The organism is Streptomyces sp. S.PNR 29 (genome assembly GCF_030386795.1).
Taxonomy (GTDB): Bacteria; Actinomycetota; Actinomycetes; order Streptomycetales; family Streptomycetaceae; genus Streptomyces.
In genome coordinates this window covers 620,530-637,349 of the sequence record NZ_JANUQM010000002.1, presented here as the reverse complement: position 1 = coordinate 637,349, position 16,820 = coordinate 620,530, and the positions used below count along the sequence as shown (strand labels likewise).

Annotated in this window: 11 protein-coding genes; 4 read left to right on the top strand and 7 right to left on the bottom strand. The window is 71.8% G+C overall.

From position 1 onward, the window contains the following. Window positions 1–158: 158 nt before the first annotated feature. Entirely contained in the window at window positions 159–1,097 is a 939-nt protein-coding gene (locus NW895_RS07520) for a PAC2 family protein (protein WP_289934538.1), read from the bottom strand. Between the two features lie 165 nt (window positions 1,098–1,262). Next, complete coding sequence (gene rpsA, locus NW895_RS07515) at window positions 1,263–2,753, bottom strand: 30S ribosomal protein S1 (protein ID WP_289934537.1); 1,491 nt, start codon at window positions 2,751–2,753, stop codon at window positions 1,263–1,265. Window positions 2,754–3,099: 346 nt separating this feature from the next. Here rpsA and NW895_RS07510 point away from each other — a divergent pair, with 346 nt between their 5' ends. Beyond that, a complete protein-coding gene (locus NW895_RS07510; RefSeq protein ID WP_289934822.1) occupies window positions 3,100–3,930 on the top strand; it encodes a class I SAM-dependent methyltransferase in 831 nt (276 codons plus the stop codon). 48 nt (window positions 3,931–3,978) lie between these two features. Next, the gene (hrpB, locus tag NW895_RS07505; protein WP_289934536.1) at window positions 3,979–6,495 is read left to right on the top strand and encodes an ATP-dependent helicase HrpB; all 2,517 of its coding nucleotides are present in this window, start codon (window positions 3,979–3,981) and stop codon (window positions 6,493–6,495) included. On the opposite strand, the gene NW895_RS07500 is transcribed toward hrpB, so the two are convergent. From NW895_RS07500 to NW895_RS07490, 3 genes are all read right to left on the bottom strand, one after another. Next, window positions 6,485–7,477 carry a DUF3068 domain-containing protein gene (locus NW895_RS07500; RefSeq protein ID WP_289934535.1) on the bottom strand — a complete coding sequence of 331 codons (993 nt, stop codon included), beginning with the start codon at window positions 7,475–7,477 and terminating at the stop codon, window positions 6,485–6,487. The two genes, hrpB and NW895_RS07500, sit on opposite strands and share 11 nt — an antisense overlap. Before the next feature lie 21 nt (window positions 7,478–7,498). Beyond that, window positions 7,499–7,633: an SPW_0924 family protein gene (locus NW895_RS07495; protein WP_289934534.1), complete on the bottom strand. Its 135-nt coding sequence runs from the start codon at window positions 7,631–7,633 to the stop codon at window positions 7,499–7,501. A 153-nt stretch (window positions 7,634–7,786) separates the two neighbouring features. Beyond that, a complete protein-coding gene (locus tag NW895_RS07490; protein ID WP_289934533.1) occupies window positions 7,787–9,523 on the bottom strand; it encodes a lytic transglycosylase domain-containing protein in 1,737 nt (578 codons plus the stop codon). A gap of 307 nt (window positions 9,524–9,830) precedes the next feature. On the opposite strand from NW895_RS07490, the gene NW895_RS07485 reads away from it, so the two are divergent. Then, a complete protein-coding gene (locus NW895_RS07485) occupies window positions 9,831–10,694 on the top strand; it encodes a DUF4184 family protein (protein ID WP_289934532.1) in 864 nt (287 codons plus the stop codon). On the opposite strand, the gene NW895_RS07480 is transcribed toward NW895_RS07485, so the two are convergent. Then, window positions 10,615–11,028, bottom strand: a complete 414-nt coding sequence (locus NW895_RS07480) for a hypothetical protein (protein WP_289934531.1) — start codon at window positions 11,026–11,028, stop codon at window positions 10,615–10,617. The genes NW895_RS07485 and NW895_RS07480 overlap by 80 nt on opposite strands. 625 nt (window positions 11,029–11,653) lie before the next feature. After that, entirely contained in the window at window positions 11,654–14,380 is a 2,727-nt protein-coding gene (polA, locus tag NW895_RS07475) for a DNA polymerase I (protein ID WP_289934530.1), read from the bottom strand. 134 nt (window positions 14,381–14,514) lie between these two features. Here polA and NW895_RS07470 point away from each other — a divergent pair, with 134 nt between their 5' ends. Next, entirely contained in the window at window positions 14,515–16,791 is a 2,277-nt protein-coding gene (locus NW895_RS07470) for an FdhF/YdeP family oxidoreductase (RefSeq protein WP_289934529.1), read from the top strand. Window positions 16,792–16,820: the final 29 nt, after the last annotated feature.

Below are 16,820 nucleotides of genomic sequence, written 5' to 3'. Positions count from 1 at the left end.
CTGGTGCCAGCGGCAGGCGACGTTCGCCCCGTCGCGGCGCCCGGCACGCACTCTCGCGGCACCGGGCGCCGCTCCGTGAGGGGCTGCACGCACCAGGCCCCGCTCGGGTCGGCGGGAAGGCGCCGTGACTGCAGCCGGCCTGAGCCAAACGACAGGGCCTAGTTGTCTCCCTCTCGCTCCGCCAGGAACCGTTCGAACTCCTGCCCGATCTCGTCCGCCGACGGGATGTCGACGGGCTCGGCGAGCATGTTGCCGCGGGTCTCGGCGCCCGCTGCGGCGTCGTACTGGTGCTCCAGGCCCTGGACGAGCGCGGTGAGTTCGTCGTCGCCCTCCCGGATCTGCCGCTCGATCTCCGTCTGCGTGCGGTGTGCGTCCGTGCGCAGGGAGTGTGCGATGCCGGGCAGGACCAGTCCGGTGGCCGCCGTGATGGCCTCCAGGACGGTCAGTGCCGCGTCCGGGTACGGGGAGCGGGCGATGTAGTGCGGCACGTGCGCGGCGACGCCGAGGACCTCGTGCCCGGCCTGCATGAGGCGGTACTCGACGAGGGCCTCGGTGCTGCCGGGCACCTGCGCCTCCTCGAAGGGGCTGCGGTGGCCGGGGACGAGGTCGGTGCGGTTGCCGTGCGGGGTGAGGCCGACGGGGCGGGTGTGGGGGACGCCCATGGGGATGCCGTGGAAGTTCACGGACAGGCGGACGCCGAGCCGCTCGACGATCTGCTGGACGGCCGCGGCGAAGCGCTCCCACTCCACGTCCGGCTCGGGGCCGGACAGCAGCAGGAAGGGTGCTCCGGTGGCGTCCTGGACGAGCCGTACCTCGATGGCGGGCTCCTCGTAGTCCGTCCAGCGGTCGCGCTGGAAGGTCAGCAGCGGGCGGCGGGCGCGGTAGTCCACGAGCCGGTCGTGGTCGAAGCGCGCGACGACCTGGTGGGGCAACGAGTCGAGCAGCCGGTCGACGATCTGGTCGCCGGTCTCGCCCGCGTCGATGTATCCGTCGAAGTGGTAGAGCATGACAAGGCCGGCCGACTCCTGGGTGAGCGCCATGTCGACGACGGCCAGGCCCTTCGGCTCCCATGCGTACAAACCCTGCGGATCAAGCACTGTGACCGCTCCTCCTTGTGTCCGTACTGCACAACGACCATACGGGCGTGGGCATTCCCCCCGAGGACGTGAGTCGTGATCTTGACGGCGCTCGTCGAGCACGCCGAAGGGGCCGCACCCCGAAAGGTACGGCCCCTCCAGTCAGGAGCTACTGATCAGTGGGCGTCAGCTCTGCCCACCCGCCAGCTTCTCGCGCAGTGCGGCCAGCGCCTCGTCCGACGCCAGGGCGCCGGAGTTGTCGCCGCCCTCGGAGGAGTACGAACCGCCGGACGCGGCCGGAGCGGCGGCCTCGCCACCCTCGGCAGCGGCCTGGGCGTCCGCCTCGCGGGACTTGATGACCTGCGCCTGGTGCTGCTCGAAGCGGGCCTGCGCCTCGGCGTACTGGCGCTCCCACTCCTCGCGCTGCTTCTCGTAGCCCGGCAGCCAGTCGTTGGTCTCCGGGTCGAAGCCCTCGGGGTAGATGTAGTTGCCCTGGTCGTCGTAGGACGCGGCCATGCCGTACAGGGTCGGGTCGAACTCGACCGCGGACGGGTCGGCACCGAAGGACTCGTTGGCCTGCTTCAGCGAGAGGCTGATGCGACGGCGCTCGAGGTCGATGTCGATGACCTTGACGAAGATCTCGTCGTTGACCTGGACGACCTGCTCCGGGATCTCCACGTGGCGCTCGGCCAGCTCGGAGATGTGGACCAGACCCTCGATGCCCTCGTCGACGCGGACGAACGCACCGAACGGAACCAGCTTCGTGACCTTGCCGGGCACGACCTGGCCGATCTGGTGGGTGCGGGCGAACTGCTGCCACGGGTCTTCCTGGGTCGCCTTCAGCGACAGGGAGACACGCTCGCGGTCCATGTCGACGTCGAGGACCTCGACGGTGACCTCCTGGCCGACCTCGACGACCTCGGAGGGGTGGTCGATGTGCTTCCAGGACAGCTCGGAGACGTGGACCAGACCGTCGACGCCACCCAGGTCCACGAAGGCACCGAAGTTGACGATCGAGGAGACCACACCGGACCGCACCTGACCCTTCTGGAGGGTGGTGAGGAAGGTCTGGCGGACCTCGGACTGGGTCTGCTCCAGCCAGGCACGGCGGGACAGGACCACGTTGTTGCGGTTCTTGTCCAGCTCGATGATCTTCGCCTCGAGCTCCTTGCCCACGTAGGGCTGGAGGTCGCGGACGCGGCGCATCTCGACCAGGGAGGCGGGAAGGAAGCCACGGAGGCCGATGTCGAGGATGAGACCACCCTTGACGACCTCGATGACGGTACCGGTGACGATGCCGTCCTCTTCCTTGATCTTCTCGATGGTGCCCCAGGCACGCTCGTACTGGGCGCGCTTCTTCGAGAGGATCAGGCGGCCTTCCTTGTCCTCCTTCTGGAGGACCAGGGCCTCGATCTCGTCGCCGACGGCGACGACCTCGTTCGGGTCGACGTCGTGCTTGATCGAGAGCTCGCGGCTCGGGATGACACCTTCGGTCTTGTAACCGATGTCGAGCAGGACCTCGTCCCGGTCGACCTTCACGATGACGCCGTCGACGATGTCGCCGTCGTTGAAGTACTTGATCGTCTCGTCGATCGCTGCGAGGAACGCTTCCTCGTTACCGATGTCGTTGACCGCTACCTGCGGGGTGGTGGCGGTGGTCTCGGTGCTGCTCGTCATGTGGAAAAGGGCTCCGGTACGGACATTGAAGTCGTAGGTACTGCTCACGCTGGAGCCCGTTTCGCTCTGCAGAAGCCGGACAGCCAAGGAAGCGCCCCACCAGTACTGGTGATGGCGCCTCGACAACCGAGGGGACATACAACAGATGCGAGCGCAGCCTGCTACGTCTGAGGTGCGCAGGCCCGCAGCGCAACTTGTAGCATACGGGGGCAGCCGGGCAGGGTCAATGCGCGAAGCCGCCCACCCGGGGCGGATTGCCGCATAACCGGCACACAACCTGTCCTTCGAGGCCACGCAGGCCGCGCGGCACCCCTTTCGCGACGCCGCCGGACGGGTCGGACGGAAGATTACGACGAGGGAGCCGATCATCCAAGAGCCCGCAGCGTCCGAGCCGGAGGCCACCCGGCGTGACGCGGATGTCACGGAGAGCGCCCGGGCCAACCGGGGCTGGTGGGACCGCAACGCGGACGAGTACCAGATCGAGCACGGCACGTTCCTCGGCGACGACCGTTTCGTCTGGGGCCCGGAGGGCCTGGACGAGGTGGAGGCCGAGCTGCTCGGCCCGCCGGAGGAGCTGAAGGGCAAGGACGTCCTGGAGATCGGCGCGGGCGCGGCGCAGTGCTCCCGCTGGCTGGCCGGCCAGGGCGCCCGCCCGGTGGCCCTGGACATCTCGCACCGGCAGTTGCAGCACGCGCTGCGCATCGGCGGGTCGTTCCCCCTGGTGTGCGCCGACGCGGGTGCGCTGCCCTTCGCGGACGGCTCCTTCGACGTGGCGTGCTCGGCGTACGGAGCGTTGCCGTTCGTGGCCGATCCTCGGCTGGTGCTGCGCGAGGTGCACCGGGTGCTGCGCCCCGGGGGCCGTCTCGTCTTCTCGGTGACCCATCCGATCCGGTGGGCGTTCCCGGACGAGCCGGGGCCGGAGGGGCTGAGCGTGTCGGCCTCCTACTTCGACCGCACGCCGTACGTCGAGCAGGCCGAGGACGGTCGCGCGGTGTACGTCGAGCACCACAGGACGCTCGGTGACCGGGTGCGGGACGTGGTGGCGTCGGGCTTCCGGCTGGTGGACCTGGTGGAGCCGGAGTGGCCGGCCTGGAACACCTCCGAGTGGGGCGGCTGGTCGCCGCTGCGGGGCAACCTCATCCCGGGGACGGCGATCTTCGTGTGCGAGCGGGACTGACGCACGCGCGCGTGATGGTCGTTCTCCCGGGCGTACGACACTGAGGGCGTGATCCGTTACGACGCCCTGGACGCCCTGCCCGTACGCGGTGCCCTGCCTGCCCTGAGCGATGCCCTGGAGGGGCACGGCACCGCCGTTCTCGTCGCGCCGCCCGGCACCGGCAAGACGACCCTGGTGCCTCTGGCCCTGGCGGGGCTGCTGGGTCAGGGGTCCGCGCGGCGGGTGGTCGTGGCGGAGCCGCGGCGTATCGCGGCGCGGGCGGCGGCGCGGCGGATGGCGTGGCTGCTCGGTGAGAGGGTCGGCTCAAGCGTCGGGTACACCGTGCGCGGGGAGCGGGTCGTGGGGCGCCGCGCGCGCGTGGAGGTCGTCACGACGGGTGTGCTGCTGCAGCGGCTGCAGCGGGATCAGGAGCTGGCCGGGGTCGACGTGGTGGTGCTCGACGAGTGCCATGAGCGGCATCTGGACGCGGACACGGCGGCGGCGTTCCTGTGGGACGTACGGCAGGCGCTGCGGCCGGAGCTGCGTCTGGTCGCCGCGTCGGCGACGACGGACGCGGAGGGCTGGGCGCGGCTGCTGGGCGGAGCGCCGGTGGTGGCGGCGGAGGGCGTCTCGTACCCGGTCGGGGTGGTCTGGGCGCCCCCGGCGCGTCCTGTGCGGCCGCCGCACGGCATGTGGGTCGATCCGGCGCTCCTGGCGCATGTGGCGTCGGTGGTGCGGCGGGCGCTGGCCGAGCGTGAGGGGGACGTGCTGTGTTTTCTGCCGGGTGTGGGTGAGATCGCGCGGGTGGCGGGGCAGCTCGGGGACCTGGGTGACGTGGATGTGCTCCAGGTGCACGGGCGGGCGCCGGCGGCCGTGCAGGACGCGGTGCTGGCGCCTGGGGAGCGGCGCCGGGTGGTGCTGGCGACCTCTGTGGCGGAGTCGTCCTTGACGGTGCCGGGCGTGCGGGTGGTCGTGGACGCGGGGCTGGCGCGGGAGCCGCGGGTGGACCATGCGCGTGGGCTGAGCGCGCTGACGACGGTACGGGCCTCGCAGGCTGCGGCGCGGCAGCGTGCGGGGCGGGCCGGGCGTGAGGCGCCGGGTGTGGTGTACCGCTGCTGGACGGAGGCCGAGGACGTTCGGCTGCCGCGTTTCCCGTCGCCGGAGATCAAGGTGGCCGATCTGACGGCGTTCGCCCTGCAGGCGGCCTGCTGGGGGGATCCGGAGGCGTCGGGGCTGGCGTTGCTGGATCCGCCGCCGGGCGGGGCGATGGCGGCGGCGCGGTCGGTGCTGGCGGCCGTGGGGGCGGTGGACCGGGCCGGCCGGGCCACGGAGCGGGGGCAGCGTCTGTCGCGGCTGGGGGTGCACCCTCGGCTGGGGCGGGCGTTGCTGGACGCGGTGCCGTTGGTGGGGGTCGAGCGGGCGGCGGAGGTTGTGGCGCTGCTCAGTGAAGAGGCGCCGCGGGAGTACGGGGACGACCTGGCGTCCGCGGTGCGGGCTGCGCGGCGTGGGGGCGACGCCTACAGCGGGCGGTGGCGTGCCGAGGTGCGGCGGTTGCGGGCGGTGGTGGAGGAGCCTGCCGGGCCGCCCGCCGGTGGTGCGTGGGCGGACGGCGGTGCGGACGGTGTCGCCGGGCTCGTCGCCGCCCTCGCCTTCCCCGAGCGGGTCGCGAAGGCCGACGGCGGCTCGTATCTCATGGTGTCGGGGACGCGCGCCGAGGCCGGTGAAGGGACGGGGCTGCGGGGGGCTTCCTGGATCGCCGTCGCCGTGGCCGACCGGCCCGTCGGCAGGGGGCACGCGCGTGTGCGGCTGGGTGCGGCCGTCGACGAGGGGATCGCGCGGCTCGCGGCGGGGGCGCTGCTGGAGGAGCGGGACGAGGTCCACTGGGGTGACGGGGACGTCGTGGCGCGGCGGGTCGAGCGGCTGGGGGCCGTGGAGCTGGCGGTGCGTCCGTTGAAGGAGGCCGATCCGGTGCTCGTACGCGAGGCGCTGCGCGAAGGGCTGCGGCGGGAAGGGTTCGGGCTGCTGCGGTGGTCGGCGGAGGCCGGTGTGCTGCGGCGGCGGCTGGCCTTTCTGCGGCTGCACCGGGGTGAGCCCTGGCCCGACGTCTCCGACGAGGCGCTGCACGCGCGCGTGGAGGAGTGGCTGGAGCCGGAGCTGAGCCGGGCCCGGCGACGCGCCGACCTCGCGCGCATCGACGCCGGGGAGGCGCTCGCGCGGCTGTTGCCCTGGGCCTCCGGGGAGGCGGTGCGGCTCGACGAGCTGGCTCCGGAGCGGATCACCGTACCGAGTGGGTCCAGGATCCGGATCGACTACACCGATCCGGAGCGGCCGGTTCTCGCGGTGAAGCTGCAGGAGATGTTCGGGTTGCAGCGGTCGCCCGAGGTGGCCGGGGTTCCCGTGCTCGTGCACCTGCTGTCGCCGGCCGGGCGGCCCGCCGCCGTCACCTCCGATCTGGCCTCCTTCTGGCGAGAGGGCTACCGGGCCGTGCGGGCGGAGCTGCGCGGGCGGTATCCGAAGCATCCGTGGCCGGAGGATCCCGCCACGGCCGAGCCGACGCGGCACACCAACGCGCGGCTCAGGCGGTGACCGGCTCCGGATCCGTGTCCCGCGCGGTCGACGGGTCGCCGGGGCGGCGGCCGCGGGCCTCCAGGCAGAGGGAGAGGGCCAGGAGCAGGGCGGCGAGGAACAGCAGGCCCCAGGGCAGGTACGACGTCATGAGCAGGATCTGCAGACGCTGGGACTTCACCAGGTCGACCGTGTGGCTGATGTAGTCCTCGCGCATCTTCACGTGGCCGGCGAACGCCGTCACCTTGTCGCGGCCGCCGAGCAGGGTGCCGCCGCGCAGTTCCTCCTGGTGGATCTCCTCGCCGTAGACGGGGGCGCCGGTCAGGGGTTCGACCCAGAACGTGCGGACGGTGGTGTACCAGCGGGTGGTGCCGGTCTCGGCGAGCGCTTCGGGGGTGATGCCCTCGACGGGCAGGGTCTTGGGGAACTTCACCTTCGTCCAGGGGATGGTCTGTTCGAAGTAGTAGACCTCGACGCCGCGGAAGTTCCGTGTGCCCTTGTAGTGGATGGGGGCGGTCACGCGCGCCTGTGCGTCGAAGTACTCGTAGTCCCGTTTCTCCGTCAGGAACGGCCACTTGAACTCCAGGCCTTCTCGTTTCACCGGGTCGCCGTCGACCATCTCGCCGGTGGCGTGGACGGGTTCCTGGGTGTGCGCGTCGAAGATGTAGCGCTCGGGGATCTTGGAGACCATCTGTCCGTCGGGGCCCTGGGCGTAGGACAGGCCGTCCCACACCACCACGTCCCGGCCCGTTGTCCTCTCGATCCGCTCGGAGGCATCCACGTTGCCCTTGAGGGTCTGCACGATGCTGACCTTGGGGACCTTCCGGGCCTTCATCGTGCCGTAGTCGAGGAGGGTGGCGTCCTCGGCCTCCAGGACCATGTCCTGGTACTGGTTGGCCGGGATCTTGGCCAGGCGTGGGAAGGCGTACCAGCGCAGCAGCGGGGACAGTGCCGCGCAGAACACGGCGAAGGCGAGCAGGACCAGGCTGGCCTTGCGGCGCATCTCGGCCTCCCTTGCGGGCGGTTACGGGTGTGCGGGCACCGTCGTCAGCAGCGGCTCGGGGGATGTTCCGCCCGACGGGGTGCCCAGGGCGGTGAGGGTGAGGACCAGGGCGAACGCGAGGGCGAGACCGGTCGCGGCGGCGATCAGGGCACGCATGCGGGCCTCCCGGCGGACGGAACCCAGCGGAACTGATACATCGTCAGGTCCGGGCACGGTAGCAACGGGCGGGCGAGATGAGAACACGTTGCACACAGACGAGGGCGCCCCGCCGCGGAAAAGCGGAGGGGCGCCCTGTGTGCCCGGTCGTGGCTAGGCGCTGGGGCTCGGCGACGGGCTGGTGCCGGCCGACGGGCTGCTGCTGTCCGACGGGCTGGGGGACGACTCGGCCGCCTGCACGGTCAGCGGGACGTTGAGCGTCGCGCCGCCCGCGGTGGTGATGCGGAGCATGAACGTGCCGGTGGTGTCGTCCGCGTACAGGGTCGGCAGCTTCAGCAGTCCCTTGGCGTCGGTCTCCAGGCCCTTCAGGGTACGGACGGGCTTGCCGTCGGCGTCCTTGAAGTAGGGGCCCTTGTCGTTCTCCGTCGGATCCAGCACCGACTTGATGAGCGTGGCCGTGGCGGCGACCCGGTCCGCCACGGCGCCCTGGTACGTCGCCTTCACCTCGACCTGCTCCGCGAACTCGCCGCCCGGCGTGCAGGTCAGGGTGGTGTCGCTGGTGCGGGTGAGGGTGTCGGCGGCGCGCTCGGTGACGGTGGCGGTGTAGTCGAGGCCGCGGACGGTGCGGCCGACGACGGTGGCGCGGACGGTGAAGGCGCCCGTCTTCTCCCCCGCCTGCAGCGTGGGCGCGACGGCCACGCCGGAGCTGTTGGTGACGACCGTGGCGACGTCCTCGCCGCCGGTGAAGGTGGTGTCGGTGTCGCCGATGATGGTGAAGCGGATCCTGACCTTGGCGACGGCCTTGCCGGTCTCGGTCTCGGCGCGGGTGCTGATCTTCCGGGTGAACGCGTCGCCCGCCATCGCGGTGAGCTTCGCCGTGCCGGCGTCCTCCAGGTGGTGCACCGTGTCGGTGGGGGTGGGGGACGGGGACGGCGGCTTGCTCGGGGTGCTGGGCGTGCTCGGGTCGGAGCCGCCCGGGGTGCCGGGCTTGTCCCTGGGCGGGGTGGTGTTCTTCGGTGGCGTGGGCGACGGCTTGGGGTTGGCCTTCTCGGTGTCGTCGTCGCTGCGGCCCTCGGGGATCGTGCCCGTGCCGTCGGGGATCTCGTGGGTGCCCTTGCGGTAGTACTCCAGCCACGACAGGACCGTGTTCAGGTAGTCCTGCGAGTTGTTGTAGCTGAGGATCGCGCGGTTCAGGTCGCCCTGGACGGACAGGTCCCAGCCGTTGCGGCACAGGTAGTGGCCGGCCGCGAGCGCGGCGTCGTAGATGTTGTTGGGGTCCTCCTTGCCGTCGCCGTTGCCGTCGCGGCCCGCCCACTCCCAGGTGGACGGGATGAACTGCATGGGGCCGACGGCCTGGTCGTACGCGCTGTTGCCGTCGTAGGCGCCGTTGTCGGTGTCCTTGATGAGCGCGAAGCCGTTGCCGTCGAGCTGCGGGCCGAGGATCGGGCTCAGGGTGGTGCCCTCGGCGTTGACGCGGCCGCCGCGGGCCTGACCCGACTCCACCTTTCCGATGGCGGCGAGGAGTTCCCAGGGCAGGTTGCAGCCCGGCTTGGACTCGCCGAGCGCCGCCGCGGCCTTCTTGTAGGCGTCGAGGACGGTGGCCGGGATGCCCGCCTCGGTCGTGCCCGTCGACGGGCCGGGGGTGCCTGTGGTCGGTGCGGGGCTGGGGGTGTTGAGCGGTGGCAGGTCGGTGTAGTACGGCGAGTTGCCGGTCGCGCTGCCGTCGGCGTTGGCCTCGGGTGAGGGTGTGGTGTCGGCGGCGGACTGTCTGTCATGGCCGTCGACCGTCACCCCCGGAGCCTGAGAGGCGGACAGGGCCGCGACCGCGGCCGCGGCCACGGCGGTGGTTGCCGCCCCCTTGCGCAGCCTCCTGCCGAATTGCGCCGCCATAAAGTGAACCCCTCCCGTGGACGCCCGGGCGCCCTTCCCTGTCTGTTGTGCTCGCTCTGTTGTGACGATCGACCCGTGCCACTGGTTGCCCTCGCGGCACGTTTGAGCGCTATGTTCACTTGTTCGACCGGGACACCGGCACGGTGATCCAGGCGACCCTACGACAACTTCCTTGGCTCGGGCACCTGTTCCTGCCCGATTTTCACCAGTTGGCCATGTTCGGATTCGCCGCTCCGCCGTCGCTCATACTGGAGGGATGTGATCACCGGGCGGGCCGCCCGGCCAACGTCCGTCGCAAGGAGCCGAGTTGCCGTTCACCCTGAGCCATGCGGCAGCTGTGCTGCCTGCCGTGCGCACCGACGGGACCGGGCGGGGGCAGTTGGTGCCGGCCGTACTCGTGGCGGGTTCCTTCTCGCCCGACATGACCTACTACGCGGCAAGTGTCGTGTCCGGGGCGATGGAGTTCGGAGAGGTCACGCACTCCTTCGTGGGCGTGTTCACCGTCGATGTGCTCGTGGCCTGGGCGCTGGTGGGACTGTGGCTGCTGGTGCGCGAGCCGCTGGTGGCGCTGCTGCCGCGGGCCCGGCAGGGACGGGCGGCCGCCCTGCTGCGGTGCGGGGCGCCACGCGCGCGCGTGCGGCCGTCCTTGGTGGGGCGGTGGTACGTCTCGGCGGCGCTGGGCGCGCTGACGCACGTGGTGTGGGACGCGTTCACGCACCTCGACCGGTGGGGCATGCGGCTGTTTCCCGTCCTGGGCCGCGAGGTGGCGGGCTCACCGCTGTACTGGTACCTGCAGTACGGCGGCTCCGCGGTGGCCGCGGTCGTGATCGCCGTGTTCGTGGCGTGTGCGCTGCGGCGGACGCCCGCGGCCCTGGCGGCCGAGCCGGTGGGGGTCGCGGTGCTGTCGGTACGGGACCGGTGGTGGGCCGCCGTGCTGCTCGGCGGCTGTGCGCTGGCCGGGGCGGTACAGCGGGCGTCGCGGTGGTGGGAGTACTGGGGCGCGACCGCCAAGCCCTGGGAGCTGATTCCGACGGTGTGCTTCGGGGCGGGCGCGGGACTTGTCCCGGGGCTGCTGGTGTACGCCGTGGGGGTCAGGGTGTGCCGTCCGGCTCCGGTCCCTGAAGGCCGGGGAGACGTCGGCAGGGAGCCGAGCCGTCCGGTCGCGCGCTGACGGGGGCGGGGGCCGCGACGAACACGGTGACGGTGCGCGCCGGGCGTGACCACGGGAGCAGCGCGAGCGTGAGCGCGAGGTAGCCGCGGGCCAGGTCGGCCGGCAGCCGCCAGGCGGGCGTCTCGGGGGTGCGTACGGCGGTCTTGTCGCGGCGGGCGAGCCGGCGGCGCAGGTCCGCCGCGGTGTGGTGCAGCGCTGTCGCGAGGGTGGCGGGGACGCGGGCGGTGCTCGCGCCGAGCGCGAAGGCCGGGACCGGCGGGAGCGGCACGCCGGCGGGTCCGTCGGCGCTGGGCTGCGCTGGTGCCGCCCGGTGGTGGAGCAGGCGTATACCCATGCCCGCATCTTCAGGGGCGCCGGGGGCGAGGGCTGTCTCGCGGGGGCCACGCGGGTGACGGGCGCTGCGGGCGTGGGGTGGGTTCTGCGGGCCGGGACGGAAGGCGCAGCCCGTCTCTGGGCCCGGTCGCCCGGGTGCAGGGGGATCGCGTCTCCGCAGCGCCTTGCGGGCCACGGAACCCGGCTACGGGCGTGGACGCGGGTTCTGTCGGCCGGGGTGGGAGACGCGACCCACTTCCCGGACCGGCCTCCCGGTGTGCAGAGGGGACCGGCATCTCCGCCAGCGCCTCGCCGGCGGCGGGCGTGGAGGCGGGTTCTGTCGGCCGGGGTGGGAGGCGCGACCCACCTCCCGGACCGGCCTCCCGGGGTGCAGAGGGGACCGGCATCTCCCGCCAGTGCCTCGCGGGCGACGGAGCCCGGCCGCGCCCGTGGTGGTTGCTCGTCGTCACTGCGGGGATGCGATGCCGACCGTTCCACGTGCCGGCCGGTTGTTCGCGCCCCCGTCGGAGACGACGGCCTCCACCAGCGCTGCGGCAGCTGCCGCTCGCCGCCGCGGGGCGGGGTCGCCGGGCTGCCCGGAACTACCGCCCCGCCGCTGCTGCCCCGCACGCGGAAACCGCCGGAGGCTAGTGCGCTGCCGACTCCCAGTCCGGACCGGCGCCGACCGAGACGCCCAGGGGCACCCTGAGGTCGACGGCGTGTGCCATTTCGTGGCGGACGAGTTCCTCTGCCGCCGCGCGCTCACCGGGGGCGATCTCCAGGACGATTTCGTCGTGGACCTGGAGGAGCATGCGGGACTTGAGGCCGGCCTCGCGCAGGGCGCTGTCCACCTTGAGCATGGCGATCTTGACGATGTCCGCCGCGGTGCCCTGGATGGGCGCGTTGAGGGCCATCCGCTCGGCCGCCTCGCGGCGCTGACGGTTGTCGCTGTTGAGGTCGGGCAGGTAGCGGCGGCGGCCGAACAGGGTCGCCGTGTAGCCCGTCGCCCGGGCCTCGTCGACGGCCCGGCGCAGATAGTCCCGGACGCCGCCGAAGCGCTCGAAGTAGGCGTCCATCAGGGCGCGGGCCTCGGCCGCCTCGATGTTCAGCTGCTGGGAGAGGCCGAAGGCCGACAGTCCGTACGCCAGGCCGTACGACATGGCCTTGATCTTGCGGCGCATCTCGGCGTCGACCGCGGCCGGCTCCACCGAGAACACCTGCGCGGCCGCCGTGGTGTGCAGGTCCTCGCCGGAGGTGAACGCCTCGATCAGGCCCGCGTCCTCGGAGAGGTGGGCCATCACGCGCAGTTCGATCTGGCTGTAGTCGGCCGTCATCAGGGACTCGAAGCCCTCGCCGACGACGAAGCCGCGGCGGATCGCGCGGCCCTCGTCGGTGCGGACCGGGATGTTCTGCAGGTTCGGGTCCGTGGACGACAGACGGCCGGTCGCGGCGACCGTCTGGTTGAACGTGGTGTGGATGCGGCCGTCCGCGGCGATCGTCTTGATCAGACCCTCGACGGTGACGCGCAGCTTCGCCTGCTCGCGGTGCCGGAGCATGATCACCGGCAGTTCGTTGTCGGTCTGGGTCGCCAGCCACGCCAGGGCGTCGGCGTCGGTGGTGTAGCCGGTCTTGGTCTTCTTGGTCTTGGGCAGGCCCAGCTCGCCGAAGAGGACCTCCTGAAGCTGCTTGGGCGAGCCCAGGTTGAACTCGTGCCCGGCCGCCGCGTGCGCCTCCTTCACCGCCTGCTGCACCGCGCCCGCGAACATCTGCTCCATGGCTTCCAGGTGGGCGCGGTCGGCCGCGATGCCGTGCCGCTCCATGCGGGCCAGCAGCGCGGAGGTGGGCAGCTCCATGTCGCGCAGCAGGTCCGCGGCGCCGACGTCCGCGAGGCGGCTCTCGAAGGCCTCGCCCAGGTCGAGGACCGCGCGGGCCTGCACCATCAGCGCCTCGGCCTCGGCACCTTCGTCGGTGCCGAAGGCGAGCTGGCCGTCGGCCGTGGCGGCGGGGGCCAGCTCGCGGTGCAGGTACTCCAGGGACAGGGCGTCCAGGTCGAAGGAGCGGCGGCCCGGCTTGACCAGGTAGGCGGCGAGCGCGGTGTCCATGCGCACGCCCTCGACGCTCCAGCCGTGCTCGGCGAAGACGCGCATCGCGCCCTTGGCGTTGTGGAAGACCTTGGGGCGGCCGGCGTCGGCCAGCCAGGCGGCGAACGCCGTCTCGTCGGCCTCGTCCAGCTGGGAGGGGTCGAACCAGGCGGCCGCTCCCCCGGGTGCGGCGAGCGCGACCTCGGCGACCGAGCCGGTGCCGAGCGCCCAGGCGTCGACCGTGGCGACGCCGAGGACCTCCGTGCCGTGCTCGGTGAGCCAGCCGGCCAGCTCGCCGGTGCCGAGTACCGTGCCGTCCAGTTCCACGCCGTCCGTGGTGATCGGCGTGGACTCGGCCTCCTCGGCGCCGGGGTCGACGGCGAAGAGCCGCTCGCGCAGGGAGGGGTTGCGGATCTCCAGGGTGTCCAGGACCATCGCGACGGCCTTGCGGTCGTACGCGGTGCGCTGCAGGTCGGGGACCGCCTTGGGCAGCTCCACCTGACGCTCCAGCTCGGTGAGCCGGCGGTTCAGCTTGACCGCCTCCAGGTGGTCGCGGAGGTTCTGCCCGGCCTTGCCCTTGACCTCGTCGACGCGCTCCACCAGCTCCGCGAACGACCCGAACTGGTTGATCCACTTCGCGGCCGTCTTCTCGCCGACGCCGGGGATGCCCGGCAGGTTGTCGGACGGGTCGCCGCGCAGGGCCGCGAAGTCGGGGTACTGCGCGGGCGTCAACCCGTACTTCTCGACGACCTTCTCCGGGGTGAACCGGGTCAGTTCGGAGACGCCCTTCGTGGGATACAGCACCGTGGTGTGCTCGCTGACCAGCTGGAAGGAGTCCCGGTCGCCGGTGACGATCAGCACCTCGAAGCCCTCGGCCTCGGCCTGGGTGGCGAGGGTGGCGATGACGTCGTCCGCCTCGTACCCCTCGACGGCGAAGCGGGAGACGTGCATCGCGTCGAGGAGCTCGCAGATCAGCTCGACCTGGCCCTTGAACTCGTCCGGGGTCTTGGAGCGGTTCGCCTTGTACTCCGTGAACTCCTCGGAGCGCCAGGTCTTGCGGGAGACGTCGAACGCCACCGCGAAGTGCGTCGGCGCCTCGTCGCGCAGCGTGTTCGCCAGCATCGACGCGAAGCCGTAGATCGCGTTCGTCGGCTGGCCCGTCGCGGTCGTGAAGTTCTCCGCGGGCAGCGCGAAGAACGCGCGGTAGGCCAGCGAGTGCCCGTCCATGAGCATCAGGCGGGGCCGGTCGCCGCCGGGGGTGTTCTCGGTCTTCTTCGATGCTGTTTCTGCCACGCCCCCGATCCTGCCACGGGCCACTGACACTCGGGGGTCCCGGTCGGTTCGGGCGCCTCCGCAGCGATGGGTGTCACTGCCACGTGCGAGGATCGGAGACGTACCTCACCTGTGTCCGTGAAGGAGAGTGCGCGATGGCCACCAAGCCGCCCAAAGGTGATCCGGTGCAGGACGCACCGCATGTCGCGGGGCCGAAGCACGCGGCGGCCGGGCTGCCGGCCATCGGGCACACCCTGAAGATCGCTCAGCAGCAGATGGGCGTGAAGCGCACCGCCCTGACCCTGCTGTCCGTCAACCAGAAGGACGGCTTCGACTGCCCGGGCTGCGCCTGGCCGGAGCCGGAGCACCGGCACAAGGCGGAGTTCTGCGAGAACGGCGCGAAGGCGGTGGCCGAGGAAGCCACCCTGCGCCGGGTCACCCCCGAGTTCTTCACCGCGCACTCCGTCGCCGACCTCGCCGCCCGCAGCGGCTACTGGCTCGGGCAGCAGGGCCGCCTCACCCACCCCGTGTACCTCCCCGAAGGGGCGGCGCACTACGAGCCGGTCACCTGGGAGCGCGCCTTCGACATCATCGCCGAGGAGATCGCCGGCCTCGGCTCCCCCGACGAGGCCGTCTTCTACACCTCCGGGCGCACCAGCAACGAGGCCGCCTTCCTCTACCAGCTGTTCGCGCGCGAGCTCGGCACCAACAACCTGCCCGACTGCTCCAACATGTGCCACGAGTCGTCCGGTTCGGCCCTGTCGGAGACGATCGGCATCGGCAAGGGCAGCGTCCTGCTGGAAGACCTCTACAAGGCCGACCTGATCATCGTCGCCGGCCAGAACCCGGGGACGAACCACCCGCGCATGCTGTCCGCCCTGGAGAAGGCCAAGGCGAACGGTGCGAGGATCATCAGCGTCAACCCGCTGCCCGAGGCGGGCCTGGAGCGCTTCAAGAACCCGCAGACCCCGCAGGGCATGCTCAGGGGCGCCGCGCTCACCGACCTGTTCCTGCAGATCCGCATCGGCGGCGACCAGGCCCTCTTCCGCCTCCTCAACAAGCTGATCATCGACAGGGGTGCGGTCGACGAGACCTTCGTCCGCGACCACACCCACGGGTACCGGGAGTTCGCCGACGCCGCCCGCGCCGCCGACTGGGACGAGACGCTCAGGGCGACCGGCCTGACCAAGGAGGACATCGACGCAGCCCTCCGTATGATCCTCGCCTCAGAGCGGACCATCGTGTGCTGGGCGATGGGTCTCACCCAGCACAAGCACTCCGTCCCGACCATCCGCGAGGTGGTCAACTTCCTCCTGCTGCGCGGCAACATCGGCCGCCCGGGCGCGGGCGTGTGCCCGGTCCGCGGCCATTCCAACGTGCAGGGCGACCGCACCATGGGCATCTTCGAACGGCCCGCGCCCGCCTTCCTGGACGCCCTGGAGAAGGAGTTCGGCTTCGCGCCCCCGCGCGAGCACGGCTACGACGTCGTACGGGCCATCCGCGCGCTGCGCGACGGCGAGGCGAAGGTCTTCTTCGCCATGGGCGGCAACTTCGTCTCCGCCTCCCCCGACACCGAGGTCACCGAGGCGGCCATGCGGCGCGCCCGGCTGACCGTGCACGTGTCGACCAAGCTCAACCGTTCGCACACCGTCACGGGCGCGCGTGCCCTGATCCTGCCCACCCTCGGACGCACCGAGCGGGACCTGCAGGGCAGCGGCGAGCAGTTCGTCACCGTCGAGGACTCCATGGGCATGGTGCACGCCTCCCGTGGCCGCCTGGAGCCCGCGAGCCCGCACCTGCTGTCCGAACCGGCCATCGTGTGCCGCCTGGCACGCCGCGTGCTGGGCGAGGACAGCAAGGTGCCGTGGGAGGAGTTCGAGAAGGACTACGCCACGATCCGTGACCGCATCGCGCGTGTGATCCCCGGCTTCGAGGACTTCAACGCGCGCGTCGCCCGTCCCGGCGGCTTCACGCTCCCCCACGCCCCGCGCGACGAGCGCCGCTTCCCGACGGCCACCGGCAAGGCCAACTTCACCGCCGCGCCCGTGGAGTACCCCGAGCTGCCCGAGGGGCGGCTGCTGCTGCAGACGCTGCGCTCGCACGACCAGTACAACACCACGATCTACGGCCTCGACGACCGCTACCGCGGCATCAAGAACGGCCGCCGGGTCGTGCTCGTCAACCCCGAGGACGCACGAGAGCTCAAGGTCGAGGACGGGGCCTACGTCGACCTGGTCAGCGAGTGGAAGGACGGCGTGGAGCGCAGGGCGCCCGGCTTCCGGGTCGTGCACTACCCGACGGCCCGCGGCTGCGCCGCCGCCTACTACCCGGAGACCAACGTGCTGGTCCCGCTGGACGCCACCGCGGACACCAGCAACACCCCGGCCAGCAAGTCGGTCGTCGTACGTCTGGAACAATCGGCAACCGACTGAGCGTTTGCTCAGCCAACAGGCAGCCGCAC

What these genes read in the sequence shown, in the direction of transcription:
- rpsA (WP_289934537.1), bottom strand. Translation starts at nt 2,753, where the DNA reads ATGACGAGCAGCACCGAGACCACCGCCACCACCCCGCAGGTAGCGGTC.
- NW895_RS07500 (WP_289934535.1), bottom strand. Translation starts at nt 7,477, where the DNA reads ATGCGCCGCAAGGCCAGCCTGGTCCTGCTCGCCTTCGCCGTGTTCTGC.
- NW895_RS07495 (WP_289934534.1), bottom strand. Translation starts at nt 7,633, where the DNA reads ATGCGTGCCCTGATCGCCGCCGCGACCGGTCTCGCCCTCGCGTTCGCC.
- NW895_RS07490 (WP_289934533.1), bottom strand. Translation starts at nt 9,523, where the DNA reads ATGGCGGCGCAATTCGGCAGGAGGCTGCGCAAGGGGGCGGCAACCACC.
- NW895_RS07480 (WP_289934531.1), bottom strand. Translation starts at nt 11,028, where the DNA reads ATGGGTATACGCCTGCTCCACCACCGGGCGGCACCAGCGCAGCCCAGC.
- NW895_RS07470 (WP_289934529.1), top strand. Translation starts at nt 14,515, where the DNA reads ATGGCCACCAAGCCGCCCAAAGGTGATCCGGTGCAGGACGCACCGCAT.